A 17,906-nucleotide genomic window follows, 5' to 3' on the forward strand; every position below is an offset into this window, starting at 1 on the left:
CTCGCCGCCTGCCCCTTTTTTTAGTCGCGGGTGACGCGCGACTTCGGATCAATTCCGAGGATCGGTAAGCCGCTCCTCAGGTTCCTCGTCGTTGAGGATGCGCAACGCCGCCCCGTCGATATCGTCATACTGTCCGGTGCGGACCGCCCAGAAGAACGCGGCCAGACCGAAAAGCCCCAGCAGCAACGCGATCGGAATCAGAATGCCGACCGTGTTCACCGCGCCGCGTTCCGCAGTCGCATGGCGTTCGCCACGACGATCAGCGACGAGCCGGACATTGCGAGCGCTGCGACCAGCGGCGTGACGAGACCCGCGATCGCGAGCGGCACCGCGAGCAGGTTGTATCCGATCGCCAGCGCAAAATTCTGCGCGACGATCCGCATGGTGCGGCGCGCGGCGGAAACCGCGATCGGCACCGGGGCCAGCCGGTCGCCGAGAAACACCAGATCGGCGGCCATCTGGCCGACGTCGCTGGCGGTCGCCGGGGCCATCGAGACAAAGGCGGCCTTCAGCGCCGGGCCGTCGTTAATTCCGTCACCGACCATCAATACGCGATGCCCAGCGTCCTCGCTCGCGCGGACCATCGCATATTTGTCCTGTGGGGTGAGGCGCGCGTGGCCGGGAATGGCGAGCCGGGCAACCAGCGCATCGACCACGCCTGCCGTGTCTCCCGAAAGAATCTCGGGGGCAAGCCCCTGCGCGGCCAAGCGCATGACCGCTGCCGCGGCGTCCGCGCGCGGCTGATCGGCGACCCCGATCGACCACGCGGGATGTCCGTCGATACGAAAGACGATTGAGGCGTTATCGCCCGCGGGCCCAGCCCAGCCTGGCCGACCCAGCCGCGCCTCGACGCCGCCCGCTGTACCCCGCATGCCAAACCCCGCCTCCTCAACCACGTCCTCAACCAATGCAACCGGCTCGTCCGCAAGCGCCGACGCCACCGCGAGCGCGCTCGGATGGCGGCTGGCGCGGGCGAGCGCGTGCAGGATTGCGCGGTCGGCGGGGGCCGCAGGCAGGCCGCCCCGCACCTCGGGCCGCCCGAGCGTGATTGTCCCGGTCTTGTCGAGCAGCGCGATATCCGCCTGCGCGAGCCGTTCCAGCGCGGACCCGTCCTTTACCAGCACGCCAGCACGCATCAGCGCGCCGGCCGCAACCACCTGCGCCACCGGCACCGCCAGCCCAAGCGCGCAAGGACAGGTGATGATGAGCACCGCCACCGCATTGGTAAGAGCGGTGTGCCAGCCCGCCCCGAAAGCCAGCCAGCCCGCCAGTGTCAGCGCCGCCAGCGTGTGGACAGCAGGCGCATAAAGCCGGGAGGCGCGGTCAGCGATCCGCATATGCCGCGATTTTGCCTGACCCGCGCTTTCCATCAGCCGCGCGATATCGGCGATCGTGGTTGCCGCTCCCGCACGCGTCACCTTAACGGTCAGCGGTGCGGAAAGGTTGATCGTGCCGGCCAGCACTTCAGCGCCCGGCGCCACGGGCTCGGCCATGCTCTCCCCGGTGACGAGCGACCGATCGACCGCACTCACGCCGTCCTCCACCACGCCATCGGCGGCGATGCGCTCGCCGGCGGCAACCAGCATCCGCATCCCCGGCGAGAGCTCCGCGATGACGCGGCGCTGATGCGCGCCATCCCGCGCGATCACGGTCGCCTCGGCGGGCAGGCGGCGGAGCAGCGCATCCACCCCGCCGCGCGCACGATCGCGCATGACGCTATCCAGGAAGCGGCCGCCGAGCAGAAAAAACAGCAGCATCACCACGCCGTCGAAATACGCATGCGCGCCGCCAAGCACCGTTTCGTACAGGCTCATCGCGACGGTGACGAGCACCCCGATAGAAATCGGCACGTCCATATTGGTGCGTCCGCGCCGCAGCGCGCTCCACGCGCTCGCGAAGAAGATGCGGCCCGAATATGCAACGGTGGGCAGCGCGATCAGCGCCGAGAGCCAATGGAATAACTGCCGCGTCGCGCCGTCCGCGCCGGACCAGATCGACACCGACAGCAGCATCACGTTCATCATCGCGAAGCCGGCGACCGCAAGCGCCAGCACCAGCCGGCGCGATTCGCTGCGGGTGATATCTGCTGTATCGCCGGCGAAGGTGTGGGCGGTGAAGCCGAGATCGGCAATAGCGGCCACCAGCGCATCCTCACCGAGCTCGTCCAGATGATCGACGCGCACCTGCCGGTTCGTGAAGTTCACCCGCGCCGCTGCCACGCCCGGGAGCGCCACCAGCCCATGCTCCAGCTTGGAGATGCAACCGGCGCAGCGCAGCCCTTGGACCACGAAGGTCGATGCGGCGAGCGATCGCGCCGGTGCCTGCGGACGGGCGGCGGCAGTCATATCCGCACCTCGTCCTCGAAGCGCAGCCGCTGGGTTCCGCGCAGGCCGATGATCTCGATCAGCCAGCGCCCCGACGGCAACATCTGATCCGCGACATAGCGCGCGCTCGCCGCATCCCAGTGGAGCGTCAGCACGCGATCCGGCAGGCGGCCGAGCGGGTGGCGTGCCGTGGCTGTGAGCCGAACGTCAGGCGCAGGCACGCCGCGCCGGGTGAGCGATACGGAGAGCCGGTTTGCCGCACCCGTGGTATCGGCGCGCCAGCCGGCGTTCACTTGCGCGCGCGCCTCTGCGAGCCAGCGATCGTAATGCTGACTGGCGACGTAGCTGTTTTCCACCACCTCGCCGCCAAATGTGCTGATCGCGAACCGCGCCATCATCACGTTCACCGCTATCACCACGCCGAAGAAGGCGACGAGGATCATTGTCATGTGCCGGCCGGTGAAGGTGCGCGTCATCGGTTGCTCTCCGGGCGTTCGAAATAGCTGGTGTCGTCCGCACTTTCGGGTGGTGAATCGAGCGTCGTGGCGATGAAGCGCACGTCGCTGCGCGTCGCCCCTGCGGCTGGCGCGGCGACAAAAAGCTGCGCTTTGGCGACGCGATCCGCCGGAACGGTGATTGTCACCGATTTTCCCGCCGTGTCGCGCGCGCCGCCCTCCTTCCATAGTGCCGCGTCAATGCCTGACAGCGTCACCACGAAGGTGCGCGCGCGGCCCTCCATGTTGCTGAGCTTCACGGTGTAGGTGTTGCGGATAGCGCCGTCGGAAAGTCGCACCCAGAGCGGATTTCGCGTCTGGAGCACGCTCATCCCGATGTGCGTGCGCGTGCCGAGCGCGAACAGCATGCCACAGCCGACGCCCAGCCAGATCAGGAAATAGGCGATCGTGCGCATGCGCAGCAGCCGCTTGAGCGGTGACACGGGCGCTTCGCCGGCCGCCGCGCGCCTCATGTCCGCCTCGGTCGTATAGCCGATCAGGTGCGGCTCGCGGCCGACCTTCGCCATGATCTCGTCACACGAATCGATGCACAGGCCGCAGGTGATGCAGCCGATCTGCGGCCCTTCGCGGATATCGATCCCGGTAGGGCAAACCGCGATGCAGGCACCACAATCGATGCAGTCGCCGGCCTTTTCCCCCTGCGCCAGTCGAACGAGCGCGGGTGCCGGGGCGCCCGGCTCCGCCTGCGCGCGTTTCAGGCCGTGGGTGCGCGGCTCGCCACGCCAGTGCTTGTAGGTGACCGCAAGCGACTTCTCGTCCATCATGGCGGACTGGATGCGCGGCCACGGACACATATAGATGCACACCTGCTCGCGCATCAGCCCGCCGAGCGTGAAGGTGGTGAAGGTGAGAATTCCGACCGTCGAATAGGCGACGAACGGCGCGCTGCCCTTCATGAATTCGCGCGCCAGCGCCGGCGCATCGGCGAAGTAGAATATCCATGCGCCCCCGGTGGCGGCAGCGATGAGTAGCCAAACCAGGAACTTGGCCACGCGCTTGGCGATCTTCTCCGCGCCCCAGGGCGCGCGATCGAGCCTGATCTGCGCATTGCGATCGCCCTCGATCGCGCGTTCAACGTGGACGAACAGGTCGGTCCATACCGTCTGCGGGCAGGCATAGCCGCACCACGCGCGGCCAACCGCGGACGTGACGAGGAACAGCCCCACCGCCGCCATGACCAGCAGCCCGACGACATAGTAGAATTCGTTCGGCCAGATTTCGATCGCGAACATGTAGAAGCGGCGATGCGCGAGATCGACCAGCACCGCCTGGCTGGGCGCGAACGCGCCGCGATTCCAGCGCAGCCATGGCGTGACGTAATAGATCAGCAGCGTCACGGCCATGATCGCCCATTTCAGGCGCCGGAACGTACCCGACACGCGGCGCGGAAACACCTTGCGCCGCGCCTCGAAAAAGCGCGGCGTGGGGTTTTCGAAGGCGTCAGCGGCGGGCATTCGCGTCCGCCGCCGCCGCCATCATCGAACGGTTCATCTCGCCGCCGCCGAGCGAATGGACATAGGCAGCGAGCATCTTGATCGTCACGGGATCGAGCCGCCGTCCCCAGGCCGGCATGATGCCAAACCGCGCGTTGGTGACGGTATGCACCAGCGTGTCGCGATCCCCGCCATAGAGCCAGATCGCGTCGGTCAGGTTCGGCGCACCCAGCGTGCGATCACCCTTCGCATCCGGCCCGTGGCAGACGGCGCAATTGGCGGCGAACAATGCCTTGCCCCGTTTCGCCGCGACGCTCGCGGCCTCCTGATGCGAAACGTAGCGGACATAGGACACCGCATCCTCGACCTCGCCGGGGGTCAGCATGCCGTCACGCCCGAATGCCGGCATCTGAGACATGCGCGTCTGATCGTCGCCGGGTTGGCGGATGCCATGCGTGATCGTCTGCTGGATCGCCCGGAGATCGCCGCCCCACAGCCAGTCGTCGTCGTTCAGGTTGGGATAGCCCTTGCTCCCCGCCGCGCCCGAGCCATGGCATTGCACGCAATGCACCTTGAAGGCGGAACGCCCGCCCTCCACCGCCGCCGCGAGCAGCTTCGGATCGCCGGGAAGCTGCTCGATCGGCGTGCGTGCGAGCGCTGCGAGGATCGGCGCGCGACGGGCGTTCTCCTTTGCGGTATCGTGTGCGAGATCGGCTCGGCTCGACCAGCCCCACAGCCCCGGTGTCGCCCGGTGAAGCAATGGCACGGCGGGGTAAACGATCGCATAGCCGATCGCGAACACGATCGTGGCGTAGAAGATCAGCAGCCACCAGCGCGGCATCGGCGTGTCGAGTTCCTCGATCCCATCCCACTCGTGCCCGACCGTGCTGGTGCCGGTGGCATGATCGATGCGCTTGTTCTCAGCCATGATCGTTCTCGTCGAAGATGCTGTTGGCGGCGCGGCGGTTCGCCTCGCGGTTGTGCGGCAGGAAGGCCCAGCCGATCAGTACGACAAACACGCCGGTCATCACGATCAGCCCGTAGCTGTCGGCCAGGTGCCGCAGCGTTTCGTAGCTCATTGCGCCGCCTCCCGGGCCTGCGCCGACCTGTAGTCGACCTGCGTGCCAAGCCCCTGGAGATAGGCGATCAGCGCATCCATCTCGGTGATCCGCCCCGGATCGCCATCAAAATCGCGCGCCTGCACCCTGGGGTAGCGTTTCGCGAGGCCGGCGGTGTCGCCCTCGCCGAAGCCCTGCGTCCGTGCGTCCTCGTCAGCCTTGGCGATATCCTCGTCGGTGTACGGCACGCCCACCTTGCGCAGCGCGGCGAGATCGTCGCCCAGCCGGCTGGTGTCCAGGTTGTGCTCGGCGAGGAAGGCGTATTTCGGCATGATCGATTCCGGCACCACGGCCCGCGGATCTTTCAGGTGCTGGACGTGCCATTCGTCGGAATAGCGGCCGCCGACGCGCGCCAGATCGGGGCCGGTACGTTCCGATCCCCATTGAAACGGGTGGTCGTACATGCTCTCCGCGGCGAGGCTGTAATGCCCGTAACGCTCCACCTCGTCGCGGAACGGGCGGATCATCTGGCTGTGGCAGCCATAGCAGCCCTCGCGGATGTAGATGTTCCGGCCCGCCAGTTCGAGCGGCGTGTAGGGTCGCACACCGTCGACATGCTTCACGGTCGTCTCGATCCAGAACAGTGGCGCGATCTCCACGATGCCGCCGATCGCGACCACCGCGAGCGCGAGTAAGCCCAGCAGTGTGACGTTGCGTTCGATCTTCTTGTGGCGATTTGCCCAGCTAGCCATGGCGCAGCCTTTCCTTATCGAGCGAGGGCGGGAGCAAGTGGACGGTCGCGCTCGGGATCGAAGGCGGCGGCGGTCATCGGTGCTTCGGCGCGAAGCCTGCCGCGCACCGTCATCCACACGTTCCACACCATGAAGAAGGCGCCGGTGATATAGAGCAGGCCGCCCAGCGTGCGGATCAGGTAATAGGGATGGAGCGCCGCCACGACCTCGGCAAAGGAATAGACGAGGTAGCCGTCATCCCCATATTCGCGCCACATCAGCCCCTGCGTAATGCCTGCGACCCACATCGAGGAGGCGTAGAGAACGATGCCCAAAGTCGCGCACCAGAAGTGCCAGTTGACCATGCGCAGCGAATACAGCCGCTCACGCCCCCACAATCGCGGCGTCATGAAATAGATCGCGCCGAACGTAATCATCCCGTTCCAGCCGAGCGCCCCGGAATGGACGTGGCCGATCGTCCAGTTGGTGTAATGCGAGAGCGAGTTGACGGTCTTCACCGACATCATCGGCCCCTCGAACGTGCTCATGCCGTAGAAGGCGAGCGCGAACACCATCATGCGGATGATCGGATCGGTGCGGATCTTGTCCCACGCGCCGTTCAGCGTCATCAGGCCGTTTATCATGCCGCCCCAGCTCGGCATCCACAGCATCACCGAGAACACCATTCCGAGCGTCTGCGCCCAATCCGGCAGCGCGGTGTAGTGCAGATGGTGCGGACCGGCCCAGATGTAGAGGAAGATCAGCGACCAGAAATGGACGATCGACAGGCGATAACTGTAGATCGGCCGCTCCGCCTGCTTCGGCACGAAATAATACATCATGCCCAGGAAGCCGGCGGTCAGGAAGAATCCCACCGCATTGTGGCCGTACCACCATTGCGTCAGCGCATCCTGAACGCCGGAAAAGGCGGAATAGGATTTGGAGCCGACAAGGCTGACCGGCATCGACAGATTGTTGACGATGTGAAGCATCGCGATCGTGATGATGAACGCGAGATAGAACCAGTTGGCGACATAGATGTGCGGTTCCGAACGGCGCACGATCGTGCCGGCGAATACCGCGAGATACGCGACCCACACGATCGTCAGCCAGATATCGACATACCATTCGGGCTCCGCATATTCGCGGCCCTCGGTGATGCCCATGACGTAGCCGCTCGCGGCCAGCACGATGAATAGCTGATAGCCCCAGAACACGAAATTCGCGAGGTTCGGCCAGAACAGGCGCGCGCGACATGTGCGCTGCACGACATAGAAACTCGTTGCCAGCAGGGCATTTCCACCAAAGGCGAAGATCACCGCGGAGGTATGGAGCGGCCGAATGCGACCGAAATTGACGAACGGCGCGAAATTGAGCTGTGGAAAGGTTAGCTGCGCGGCGATCAGCACGCCGACAAGGAACCCGACGACGCCCCAGAAGACCGTCGCGATCACGCCCCAGCGAATCACGTCGTCATAATAGCTGCCCGCCATCGCGGGCGAAACGCGCGGTCCCATGCCGTCGCGCGCCTTGGCCCCCAGCCCGCGCACCGCGACGAAAAAAGCTGCGACGGCCGCGATGCCCATATGGATCGCGAATCCACCATCCACCGCCGTGGCCGATGCCAGCAACGCCAGCAGCGCGATGAACAGCCACCCGGCGGAGGCGCTGATATCCTTTGCCATTCGGTACACCTCGTTGCGGAAGGATGGCGCGGCCGCCCGTTCCCGTGCCGGCCGGCCGCGCCCCCCTCCCGTATTCCGGAAAGATGCCGATCACCCCCCGGCGTCCGGCCTGTCGATCTTGCGGGGTGCGAGCCCGGTCGCCTTGATCCGCGTCAAAGGCGCAATAATTCAGGCAGGTTCATCGTCCCCGCACGGGCAATCCGCCCCGGCGCGCTTGCGCGGCGCGCAGCTATGGCAGCCCCACATGCCATCATCGCGCGCTGGGCGCTTCTGCCGATCGAACGGAATGGTGATTGCATGGCCGGGCTGGCCGCAGATCGCGATCGCCATCCCCGGCATCGGCATGAAGGCATGCAACGGAACGGCGGCAAACCCGATCACCGCCGCGCCCACCAACGCCCGCGCCGGCAGATTACACTGCACTGCTGAACCGTGTCGCGCTTTGCTGGCGATAGGGGTCGATCGTCGCGGCGATCGCGCGTGCATAGGGTAGCGCTTCGGGCATGAGCGTCACCCGCGTGCCGCTCCAGCCGATCAGCCGCTCCGCCGCGAACGGCCGGAGACGTGCACGCACCCCGGCGAGATCCGGCAATCCGGCGAGATCGGCGCTGCCCCGGCACAGCAACTGCTCGATCGCCACGCCGCGCCGCCGGTCGAGCGCGTCGCGCCGGATTCCGCGCGCCGCCGCGAACTGGCCGTTGGCGATCCGCAAGTGATAGCGGCCGGCATTCTTCTCGTTCTGGAGCAGCGCGCCGGAAAAACTGCTGATCGCCGAAACGCCCACGCCGATCAGCACGTCCGCCGGATCGTCGGTAAAGCCCTGGAAATTCCGCCGCAGCCGGCCCCGCCGCTCGGCCACCGCCAATTCATCCGCCGGGCGCGCGAAATGGTCAAATCCGATAGCCTGCCAGCCGTCATCCAGCAGCCGCAGCTGCGCCGCCTCCGCCTGACGGAAGCGTGCCTCCGGCCCTGGCAATGCTGCCGTATCGATGCGGCGCTGGCGTGGGATAAGATGGGGCACGTGGGCATATCCGAACACCGCTAACCGGTCCGGCGCCATGTCGAGCGCGGTGTCGATCGTCTCGATCAGCATGGACACGTCCTGCGCCGGCAGGCCATACATTAGATCATAGTTGATCGAGCGCACGCCGCTGGCGCGCAAGCGCGCGGTGACGTCAGCGATCAATGCACGCGGCTGGATCCGGCCGATCGCGGCCTGAAGCGCGGGGGCGAAGGTCTGCACACCAAGGCTCGCGCGCGCGATCCCCACCGTCGCGAACACGTCATCCCAAGCCGGCGCGAAGTGGCGAGGGTCCAGCTCGACCGAAACGGAGGCCTCCGGGCAGGCAAAGGCCCGACGCACCTGAGCCAGCAGCAGCGCGAACTGCGCCGGCTCCAGCGCGTTGGGGCTGCCGCCCCCGAATGCGATCCGGCCGATGCGCCCGCGCCCGCCGAGCCGCCGCGCGACCAGCTCCACCTCCTCGCTCAGCCGCTGGAGATATGCGCCGATCCGTGCCGCGCGGTTCGCGGCGCCGGTATTGCACCCGCAGTACCAGCAGATTTCATGGCAATAAGGTATGTGGAGATACAGCGACATCGCCGCATCCGGCGCAACGCCCGCCAGCGCCTCCTCCATATCGCGCGCACCCATTTCGCCGAATTCTGCGGCAGTGGGGAAACTGGTGTAACGCGGCACCGGCGTCGCCAGCAGCTCGGGATGATAGGTCCACATGCTGATCCGGCTATCGCGGATCCCGGCTCCGGTATTTGACCGCCGTCAAGCCGGCAGCGCGACCGCCACGATCGCGCCACCGGCGCGGTGCAGAAAGCAATGCGAGGCCCCGCCGGCAGAAGTCGCGATGGGCGGTTCGCCGGAAAGATCGGTCTCGATCGCCTGCGGCTCGGCGATGTCCGCGCGGCCGAAGCGCTTGGCGTGCGCTTCCTTGAGCGTCCATCTGGCCAGTCGGTCGCCGCCTTCCCGCAGTTCGCGCGCGCTGAACAGATCGGCCGGAGGCGCGCATTGGTCGAGCGGCTCGATATCGACGCCGACCGGCACGCGGGCGAGCGCGATGGCGCACCAGCCATGCTGGCCAGCCATACTGATGTACCAGCCTGCCGGCGAGATTATGCCAAGCGCGCCGAAACAGGATCGTGATAGAATAATTCCATCCGGATGTACTTCAGCCACCGCAGCCAGCAGCGCCCGCGAGATCCGTCGCCGCGCCGCACCCCATTCGGCGTGCGGACGATGCGCGAGATCGGCGAGGTCGTCCGTCGTCAGCGCGGCGCGGGCGACCAGCGGGCTGGCTGCATCCAGCCGGCCATGCCAGACAAGGGCGGTATCCGGAGGAAGCGCGGGAATCGCGCCGCCCGCCGCCGCCCACATCACCTGGGTCATCCGCCGCGCGCGAGGCGGGCGGGCGAGCCTTCCCATGAAGTGCCGCGGGGCAGATATTCGCCCTTCATCACCACCGAAAGATCGCCAAGCTGCGCGTCCTCCCCGATCTCGGCATCGTAGAGCACGATCGCATAGGAGCCGATCGTCGCACGATCGTTAACAGTCACGCCGCTCACTTTCATCACGCGATCCTCGAACAGATGCGTCTGGAGCCCGGCGAAATCATTAAGCGCCACATCGTCACCGATCGTCACCAGATCGTGCTCGGTAAGGTCTGTCGTATCGAGATAGCAGCGCCGCCCGATCCTGCACCCCATCAGCCGCAGGTAGGCCGGCAGCCATGGCGTGCCCCGCAGCGGCTCCAGCAGATTGGGCACGGCAAGGTTTTCGTACGTCGCCGTCACCAGTTCGGTTCGCCAGACGAAGGTGCTCCACAATGGCTGCGTGGTCTGCCTGTAGCGCCCCATCACCAGCCATTTGAGTGCCACCACCGTCAGCCCGCAGGCCAGCGCAAAGCCGACGTAGAGGAACGGGAAGGCGACGAGCACGAGGTAGCCACCATTACGCATGTCGTCGATCTCGCCCACCGCCGATAGCAAGAGACTGAAGAACACGATGAACAAGGTCAGCGACAGCGTGACCCGAATCGCCTCGATCGACAAGCGCTTGGCCACCAGCTTCGGCCCGGGATTGAAGCGCGCGCCCTCGTCGAACAGCCCCACCGTCTGGCGTACCGGCAGCGAGATCGGCGGGGAGCCGAACCAGGTGCCGTCCGCACGCGCCGCCGCGCCATCGGCCGGCGGCTTGGACAGCACGCCGATCAGCACGCCGTCGCCGATCGTGGCGCCGGTGGGGAGCAGCGCGGAATTGCCGATGAAGGTGCGACGGCCGATCTTCGTATGCGCCAGCCGGATCGCGCCCGGCTCCACCCGCGCCGCGCCGAACAACACCGCATCGGCGATGAAGCTTTCCGGCCCGATATCGACGAGATCGGGCACGATCGCGGCCGCGGTGGAAATTTCCGCGCGCCGCCCCACCTTCACGCCAAGCGCGCGATACCAGGGGATGACATAGAGCGTCGCGTAGATCGGGTGCAGCAGCCGCAGCGCCAGATCGTTCACCTGCTGGACGAACCAGAAGCGCACGTAGAACCAGCTATCCATGCGATACGCACCCGGGCGGACGCGGCCCAGGAACAGCCGTTTGGCGATCACCGTCAGCACGCACATCAGGATCACATAGGTGGTCGCCAGCACGGGCGAGAGCATCAGATAGGTGTAGCTTTCGCTGCGCCAGTCGATCTCGATCATCGCGATGAGCCCCGGTGCGATCGGGACGATCGCCACCAGCGGCAGGATCAGCGCGGCCAGCGTGAGCGCAAGGCCGACGAGCAAGCGCCGCACGGCGCCACCGCGCGGGCGCGGCTCCCAGACGATGCCGCTTTCGATGCGCGCGGCGGGCGATCCGCTCCAGCGCTCATGGGCTGGGATATGCTCGCCGACGGGCAGCGCGGAAAGATCCTCCAGCGCGGCCCCCTCGCCGATCACACTGTCGCGCCCTACCACCGCCATCGATCCGACAAAGGCTCCGCGCCCGATTTCCGCCCGACCGAGCCGCAACAGCCCGCGCTCGACCGAACTGGTCGCGAGCATCGCGTAATCGCTGACGATCGCGCCCTCGCCGATCGTCACCAGATCGGCCACGTCGATATTGCCACGCCCGATGAAGGCATCGCTTCCGACCTTCGCGCCGAGCAGCCGGTAATAAGTGCGGATGAGCGGCGTGCCCGCCAGATACGGCGTCGCGATCACCTCCGAAAAGCGGCGGACGAACCACCAGCGGAAATAATAGCTGCCCCACAGCGGATAATCACCAGCGCGAAAGCGCCCGATCACCAGCCATTTTACGATGATCGACGCGAACATCGCCAGCGGCGGGATGAACATGAAGGCAAGGCCGCTCAGCATCAGCGCCGTCACGCGATCGACCTGATCGGCGAGCCGGGTGTAGGCGACATAGGGGAAAAACCATTGCAGGCCCGCGATCGTGAAGATCGGGATCAGCGCGATGGTCTGCGCCAGCCCACACAGCCAGCGCTTCCACGCCGCGATCCGGTGGAACGGCGGCGCATCCGCCGATTGCTCCGGCGCGGCCTGCTCCAGCCGGGCGGCGAGCGCGCGGATGCTGGGTGCGGCATAGAGATCCTGGATCGACACGCCCGCCAGCCCCGGCGCCTTGCGGATCGCGGAGACGAGCCGCGCGGCTTTCAGCGAATGGCCGCCGAGATCCTCGAACAGATCGTCGGTCACCGACACTTTCTGCGGCGCGAAGGACTCCGTCCAGATGGCGTGCAGCGTCGCCTCCAGCGGCGTCGCGGGCGCGATCGTCTCGCGATCGGCGACGGGAGCGAGCGTTGGGCGTTGCAGCGCCTTGCGATCGACCTTGCCCGAAGCGGGGAGCGTCGGCAGCGCGTCGAGCAACTGATAGCCGGCCGGGCGCATGTAATTGGGCAACCGATCGCGCACCCGCCCGCGCACCGTCTCCAGATCGACGCTCGCGCCGCCGCGCGGAACGATGAAACAGGCGAGAAACTCCGCGCCGTCGTCATCACGGAACAGGTGGACAACGGCCTGCGCGATCGTGGGATCGTCGGCAATCACGGCTTCGATCTCGGCCAGTTCGACGCGGAAACCACGGATCTTCACCTGCGTATCGATGCGACCGATGAAATCGATATCCCCCACCGCGTCGAGCCGCACGAGATCGCCCGACCGATATACCAGCACCGGGGCGCCCTCCGGCCCGTCGAACGGGGTGTGGACGAACTTCTCGCCGGTAAGATCAGGGCGATTGACATAGCCTGCGCCGACCCCGGGGCCACCGATCACCAGCTCGCCCTCGGCGCCGGCCGGGACCGGCCATAGCTTTTCGTCAACGATCCACGCGGTATAGCCGGGCAGCGGCCGCCCGATCGTGACGCGGCGGCCGGGCTGCACCTCCGTCCAGGTGGCCGTCACCGTGGTTTCGGTCGGGCCATAGGTGTTGAGCATCCGAAGCCCCGGCCGCGCCCAGCGCTCGACGAGGTCCGGCGGGCATGCCTCGCCGCCAAGGTTGAGCAGGCGCAGCGTCGGCATGGCCGTTTCCACCAGGCTGAGCAGCGAGGGCACGACGTGCCACACCGTCACCCCCTCGGCGGCCAGCACGATCGCCATGTCCGGGCCGGCGGTGGCGAGCGCCTCCGATGCGACGAGCAACTCCCCTCCGACGAAGAAGGCGCTCCACATCGTTTCCACCGACATGTCGAAGGCAAGGCTGAAGCCGCCGAACACGCGATCGGATTCGTCCAGCGCGAGGATCGCGCATTCCGAGCGGACGAGGTGGCAGGCGTTGCGATGCGTTATCATCACGCCCTTGGGGCGCCCCGTCGTCCCCGAGGTGTAGATGATATAGGCCAGGTCGTCGGGCGTCGCGCCGGTCTCCGTGCGCTCCGGCGGATAGGCGGCAGCAGCGGCGAGATCGCCCAGCATCATATCCACCGCCAGCGTGCGGACCGGCATCGCCGCCGCCCGCTCGCTTTCGGTGATGACCAGCACCGCGCCGCTATCGCTGGCGATGTAGTCTATCCGATCCTGCGGGTAGGCCCAGTCGACGGGCACATAGCAGGCACCGCACCACAAGGTGCCGAGGATCGCCATGTATTGATCCAGCCCGCGCGGCAGGCAGATCACCACGCGGTCGCCGCGCCCGACGCCAAGATCGCGAAGCTGGCGCGCGAAACGCCACGCGCGATCGCGCAGTTCGCTATAGGTCAGCGCGGTGCGGCGGCTGCTCTCGGGATCGACATCGATCTGCCGCACCGCGCAGTTCGCGGCGAATTTCTTGCACGCGTTGTCGAAAATCTCGTGGAGCAGCTCATCGCGCGCATAGGGCTCGTCCTCCCGAAGCGCCGGGGAGGGCGCGATCGGCGCGAAGATTGTGGGAGCGATTTCGGTTACGGTGGCCATGCCCCTAACTGCGCGATTTCGCGCGCATTTGCCACCCGTGCGTCAGTCGAACGCGGCGTCTCGCGCCCCGATCGTCACCGCGAGCGGGGAGAGGCCGGCAATAGTGACCTCGAGCCGGTCGCCGGGTATGACCGCGCCGACGCCGGCGGGCGTGCCGGTGTAGATCAGATCACCCGGCAACAGCGGCTCCAGCCGCGACAGATGCGCGATCACCTCGGCCGGCCGCCAGATCATGTCGGCCACGTCGCCGCACTGGCGCGTCTCGCCATTTAGCGTCAGCCGGATCTCGCCCGAGCCGACATGACCGCTTTCGCTGACCCGCCGCAACGACCCGATCGGCGCCGAGCAGGCGAAATTCTTCGCGGTGTCCCACGGTCTGCCCTTGTCCTTGGCGCGTGCCTGAAGATCGCGTCGCGTCATGTCCAGCCCGGCGGCGTAGCCATAGACGAGATCGAGCGCCCGCCCCGGCGCAACCGCCGCGCCGCCCTTGCCGATCGCGACGACCAGTTCTGCCTCGTAATGGAGATCGGCCGTCGCCGGGGGATAAGCGATCGTGCCGCCGCCCGGCACCAGCGCCTGCGCGAACTTGTAGAAGAAGAACGGCGGCTCTCGATCGGGATCGCTGCCCATCTCGCGCGCATGATCGGCATAGTTGCGGCCGACGCAGAAGATCCGTCCAGCCGGAAAGCGTTCATCGCAGTCGTCCACCGCGATCATCGGCAGCATGGGCGGATCGAACGGGGTGGACATGAATCGTGTTCCTGGATGGCGTGATGCCTACGTGCGTATCGCCTGCCGCCTGCGCAAGCCCGCGTTTCAGGCGGGAAGCAAGGTAGCGCGCAATCGCAGCAGCCCCTCCGCCAATACCGTGATCTCGGCGTCGCCCAGCGAACCGGCGAACACCGACGCGGACAGCGCGAAGCCGGGTGAGATGCCGGCGATCGGCACCGCGACTGTACAGATGCCACGGTGCGCGAAGCCATGATCGAGCGCGAACCCGCGTTCGGCGGCCGCCTTCACCTGCGCGGCATAGTCGTCGAACGACAGCGGCGTCTGCCAGCGCACGGCGTGATAGCGCCGCGCGAGTTCCTGCTCGTCTATCCTCTCCTCGGCCGCGAGCGCGCGCCCCACCGCGCCGCCACCGAGCGGTTGCCGCTGGCCGTCCGCCAGCGCGACGCGCAGCCCGGACTTGCTCTCCGCCCGTGTGACCAGGCCGACGCGCTCGCGCGCGATCACCTTCCACAAGGCGACCGCCGCGTCATTGGCCTCGGCAAGCTTCGCCATATGCGGCCGCGCGCGCTCCGCCAGCGCGCGTGCGCTATCGTTGCGCAGCGCATCGCTGGACGCCCAGGCGCGCGTCAGGCGATAGTGTTTCGTCCGCGCGTCCCGCTCGATCGCCCCCTCGGCCAGCAGGGTTTTCAGCAGGTTGAAACAGGTCGACGGGCTGAGCCCGGCGATCCGGGCGATATCGGAGAGTGACATGGGATTGGTTTCGGCGAGCAAGCGCAAAATCGCGAAAGCCTGCGAAACGGAGCGCACCGGAGACGTCATCGCCCAGAATTAGTTTTCACAATGATGAAAATCAATTCTCAATATTGAAGAATTTCGAAAGTCGGATTATCGCCCCCACATCGACCCGGGAGAGAAAATGTGAACCGCATTCTTGAAGGAAAGGTCGTCGCGATCACCGGCGCCGGGCGCGGCATCGGGCGCGAGATCGCGCTGCTGTGCGCGCGGGAGGGTGCCGCGGTGGTCGTCAACGATCCCGGCGTGGCGCAGGGCGGCGACGGCGCGGACAGGGGCCCCGCCGAAACGACGGCGGCGGATATCGTCGCGGCGGGCGGGAAGGCTTGTGCCAACCTCGCCGATGTCGCCGATCCCAAGGCGGCGGCATCGGTCATCGAGGATGCCGTCCAGCGCTTCGGCCGGGTCGACGCGGTGGTGAACAACGCCGGCATCCTGCGCGACACGATCTGGCACAAGATGAGCTACGAGGACTGGACGAGCGTCATCGATGTCAACCTCACCGGCGCATTCAACGTATCAAAGGCCGCGACGCCCTATTTTCGCGAACAGCAATCGGGCAGCTTCATCCATTTCACCTCCACCAGCGGGCTGATCGGCAATCTGGGGCAGGCAAACTATTCGGCAGCGAAACTGGGGCTGGTCGCGATGTCGCAGTCGATCGCGCTCGACATGGCGCGGGTCGGCGTGCGATCCAATTGCATCGCCCCTTTCGCGTGGAGCCGCATGACTGCCTCCATCCCCGCCGAGACGCCCGAACAGAAGCAGCGCGTCGAACGGATGCAATCGATGAGCGCTGACAAGATCGCCCCGCTCGTCGCCTATCTAGCATCCGATCGATCGGTTGACGTGACGAACCAGATCTTCTCGGTGCGTCGCAACGAGATCATGCTGTTCTCCAAGCCACGCCCGATCCGTTCCATGGTGAAGGTCGAGGGCTGGACGGCGGAGAGCATCGCCGATGAGCTGATCCCGGCCTTCCGCTCCAGCTTCGCCCGCGCCGACGAGGTTTCGGCACACGTTTTCCCTTACGATCCGGTTTGAGGATATCGCCATGAGCAACACCAACCCCGGCATGGACGCGGAGGTCTTCGAGCAGTTCATCGAGCAGCTTCACCGCTATGTGCGCGATCGACTGATCCCGGCCGAGCGCGCGATCATCGAGAGCGACGAGATTCCCGCCGATATTCTCGCCGAGATGCGCGATATGGGTCTGTTCGGGCTGACCATGCCCGAGAAATTCGGCGGCGCGGGAATGAACGTCAGCCAATATGTGCGGACGATCCACACGCTGAGCTATGCGATGCCCGCGTTCCGCTCGATCATCTCGATCAACATCGGCATGTTCTGCTCCGCCTTGAAGAACGGCGGGACGGCGGCGCAAAAGGCCGAGTGGCTGCCGCGCGTCGCGGCGGGCGAGATCGCCTGTTTCGGGCTGACCGAGCCCGGATCGGGATCGGATTCCGCCGGGCTGCAGACGAGCGCCGTCAAGACCGATACCGGCTGGGTGCTGAACGGCACGAAACGCTACATCACCAATTCGCCCCACGCGAAGGTCGGCCTCATCATGGCGCGGACCGGCAAAGAGAATTTGCCCAAGAACGCGCACGTCTCCGCCTTCATCGTGCCGATGGAGGCGCCGGGCGTGTCGATCGGCAAGTCCGACAAGAAGATGGGCCAGTCCGGCAGCCATATCGCCGATATCATCCTCGAAGATGTCCACGTCACCGATGACGCGCTGCTTGGCGGGGAACTCGGCAAGGGCTTTGTTTACGCCATGATGAGCCTGGACAACGGGCGCGTGTCGGTCGGCGCGGCGGCCACCGCTTATGCCCGCCGCGCGCTCGACAGCGCGATCCGCTACGCCACCGAACGCAAGGCGTTTGGCGAGCCGATCGCCAATTTCCAGCTCATCCAGCAGATGCTCGCCGACAGCGAGATCGAGATCTACGCCGCAGAAACGATGATGGCGGACGTCACGCGCCGCGCCGATGCGGGGGAGAACGTGCTGCGCAAGGCGGCGGCGTTCAAGGTGTTCGCCTCCGAAATGTGCGGCCGCGTGGTTGATCGCTGCGTACAGGTTTATGGCGGGGCGGGGTATCTTGCGGAATATGATGCCGAGCGCTTCTTCCGCGATGCGCGCATCTACCGCATCTACGAGGGGACGACGCAGATCCTCCAGCTCCAGATCGCCAAGCACATGCTGCGCGAATTCAACGCACAGGGCTGAGCGG

At 66.4% G+C, this 17,906-nt stretch carries 16 protein-coding genes; 2 read left to right on the forward strand and 14 right to left on the reverse strand.

Annotated features, from left to right (window positions below):
* Positions 1 to 48: 48 nt before the first annotated feature.
* From ccoS to FFS35_RS09400, 14 genes are all read right to left on the reverse strand, one after another.
* Entirely contained in the window at positions 49 to 219 is a 171-nt protein-coding gene (gene ccoS, locus FFS35_RS09335; protein WP_137786816.1) for a cbb3-type cytochrome oxidase assembly protein CcoS, read from the reverse strand.
* Positions 216 to 2,345 carry a heavy metal translocating P-type ATPase gene (locus tag FFS35_RS09340; protein WP_137786817.1) on the reverse strand — a complete coding sequence of 710 codons (2,130 nt, stop codon included), beginning with the start codon at positions 2,343 to 2,345 and terminating at the stop codon, positions 216 to 218. The genes ccoS and FFS35_RS09340 overlap by 4 nt, the downstream gene beginning before the upstream one ends.
* The gene (locus FFS35_RS09345; protein ID WP_137786818.1) at positions 2,342 to 2,800 is read right to left on the reverse strand and encodes a FixH family protein; all 459 of its coding nucleotides are present in this window, start codon (positions 2,798 to 2,800) and stop codon (positions 2,342 to 2,344) included. Before FFS35_RS09345 ends, FFS35_RS09340 begins: the two co-directional genes overlap by 4 nt.
* Positions 2,797 to 4,293 carry a cytochrome c oxidase accessory protein CcoG gene (ccoG, locus tag FFS35_RS09350; protein ID WP_137786819.1) on the reverse strand — a complete coding sequence of 499 codons (1,497 nt, stop codon included), beginning with the start codon at positions 4,291 to 4,293 and terminating at the stop codon, positions 2,797 to 2,799. Before ccoG ends, FFS35_RS09345 begins: the two co-directional genes overlap by 4 nt.
* Positions 4,280 to 5,200, reverse strand: coding sequence for a cytochrome-c oxidase, cbb3-type subunit III (gene ccoP / locus FFS35_RS09355; RefSeq protein WP_137786820.1), 921 nt, complete (start codon positions 5,198 to 5,200; stop codon positions 4,280 to 4,282). The genes ccoG and ccoP overlap by 14 nt, the downstream gene beginning before the upstream one ends.
* On the reverse strand, positions 5,193 to 5,351 hold the full coding sequence (locus tag FFS35_RS09360; RefSeq protein ID WP_137786821.1) for a cbb3-type cytochrome c oxidase subunit 3: 159 nt from the start codon (positions 5,349 to 5,351) through the stop codon (positions 5,193 to 5,195). The genes ccoP and FFS35_RS09360 overlap by 8 nt, the downstream gene beginning before the upstream one ends.
* Positions 5,348 to 6,082, reverse strand: coding sequence for a cytochrome-c oxidase, cbb3-type subunit II (gene ccoO / locus FFS35_RS09365; RefSeq protein WP_137786822.1), 735 nt, complete (start codon positions 6,080 to 6,082; stop codon positions 5,348 to 5,350). The genes FFS35_RS09360 and ccoO overlap by 4 nt, the downstream gene beginning before the upstream one ends.
* 14 nt (positions 6,083 to 6,096) lie before the next feature.
* Positions 6,097 to 7,746 carry a cytochrome-c oxidase, cbb3-type subunit I gene (gene ccoN / locus FFS35_RS09370; protein WP_137786823.1) on the reverse strand — a complete coding sequence of 550 codons (1,650 nt, stop codon included), beginning with the start codon at positions 7,744 to 7,746 and terminating at the stop codon, positions 6,097 to 6,099.
* Positions 7,747 to 7,914: 168 nt separating this feature from the next.
* Complete coding sequence (locus FFS35_RS09375) at positions 7,915 to 8,169, reverse strand: hypothetical protein (RefSeq protein WP_137786824.1); 255 nt, start codon at positions 8,167 to 8,169, stop codon at positions 7,915 to 7,917.
* Positions 8,159 to 9,478: a radical SAM protein gene (locus FFS35_RS09380; RefSeq protein WP_171007576.1), complete on the reverse strand. Its 1,320-nt coding sequence runs from the start codon at positions 9,476 to 9,478 to the stop codon at positions 8,159 to 8,161. The genes FFS35_RS09375 and FFS35_RS09380 overlap by 11 nt, the downstream gene beginning before the upstream one ends.
* A 45-nt stretch (positions 9,479 to 9,523) precedes the next feature.
* On the reverse strand, positions 9,524 to 10,144 hold the full coding sequence (locus FFS35_RS09385; protein ID WP_171007577.1) for a 4'-phosphopantetheinyl transferase superfamily protein: 621 nt from the start codon (positions 10,142 to 10,144) through the stop codon (positions 9,524 to 9,526).
* Positions 10,141 to 14,148: a Pls/PosA family non-ribosomal peptide synthetase gene (locus FFS35_RS09390; RefSeq protein ID WP_137786827.1), complete on the reverse strand. Its 4,008-nt coding sequence runs from the start codon at positions 14,146 to 14,148 to the stop codon at positions 10,141 to 10,143. The genes FFS35_RS09385 and FFS35_RS09390 overlap by 4 nt, the downstream gene beginning before the upstream one ends.
* A gap of 42 nt (positions 14,149 to 14,190) precedes the next feature.
* Positions 14,191 to 14,898, reverse strand: a complete 708-nt coding sequence (locus FFS35_RS09395; RefSeq protein WP_137786828.1) for a fumarylacetoacetate hydrolase family protein — start codon at positions 14,896 to 14,898, stop codon at positions 14,191 to 14,193.
* A 66-nt stretch (positions 14,899 to 14,964) separates the two neighbouring features.
* Positions 14,965 to 15,699 carry a helix-turn-helix domain-containing protein gene (locus FFS35_RS09400; RefSeq protein WP_137786829.1) on the reverse strand — a complete coding sequence of 245 codons (735 nt, stop codon included), beginning with the start codon at positions 15,697 to 15,699 and terminating at the stop codon, positions 14,965 to 14,967.
* Positions 15,700 to 15,798: 99 nt separating this feature from the next.
* Here FFS35_RS09400 and FFS35_RS09405 point away from each other — a divergent pair, with 99 nt between their 5' ends.
* On the forward strand, positions 15,799 to 16,716 hold the full coding sequence (locus tag FFS35_RS09405; protein ID WP_137786830.1) for an SDR family NAD(P)-dependent oxidoreductase: 918 nt from the start codon (positions 15,799 to 15,801) through the stop codon (positions 16,714 to 16,716).
* Positions 16,717 to 16,726: 10 nt separating this feature from the next.
* Positions 16,727 to 17,902, forward strand: coding sequence for an acyl-CoA dehydrogenase family protein (locus tag FFS35_RS09410; RefSeq protein ID WP_137786831.1), 1,176 nt, complete (start codon positions 16,727 to 16,729; stop codon positions 17,900 to 17,902).
* The last annotated feature ends 4 nt before the right edge of the window (positions 17,903 to 17,906 follow it).

The organism is Sphingomonas sp. 3P27F8, assembly GCF_005502745.1.
In the GTDB taxonomy this organism is placed as follows: Bacteria; Pseudomonadota; Alphaproteobacteria; order Sphingomonadales; family Sphingomonadaceae; genus Sphingomonas.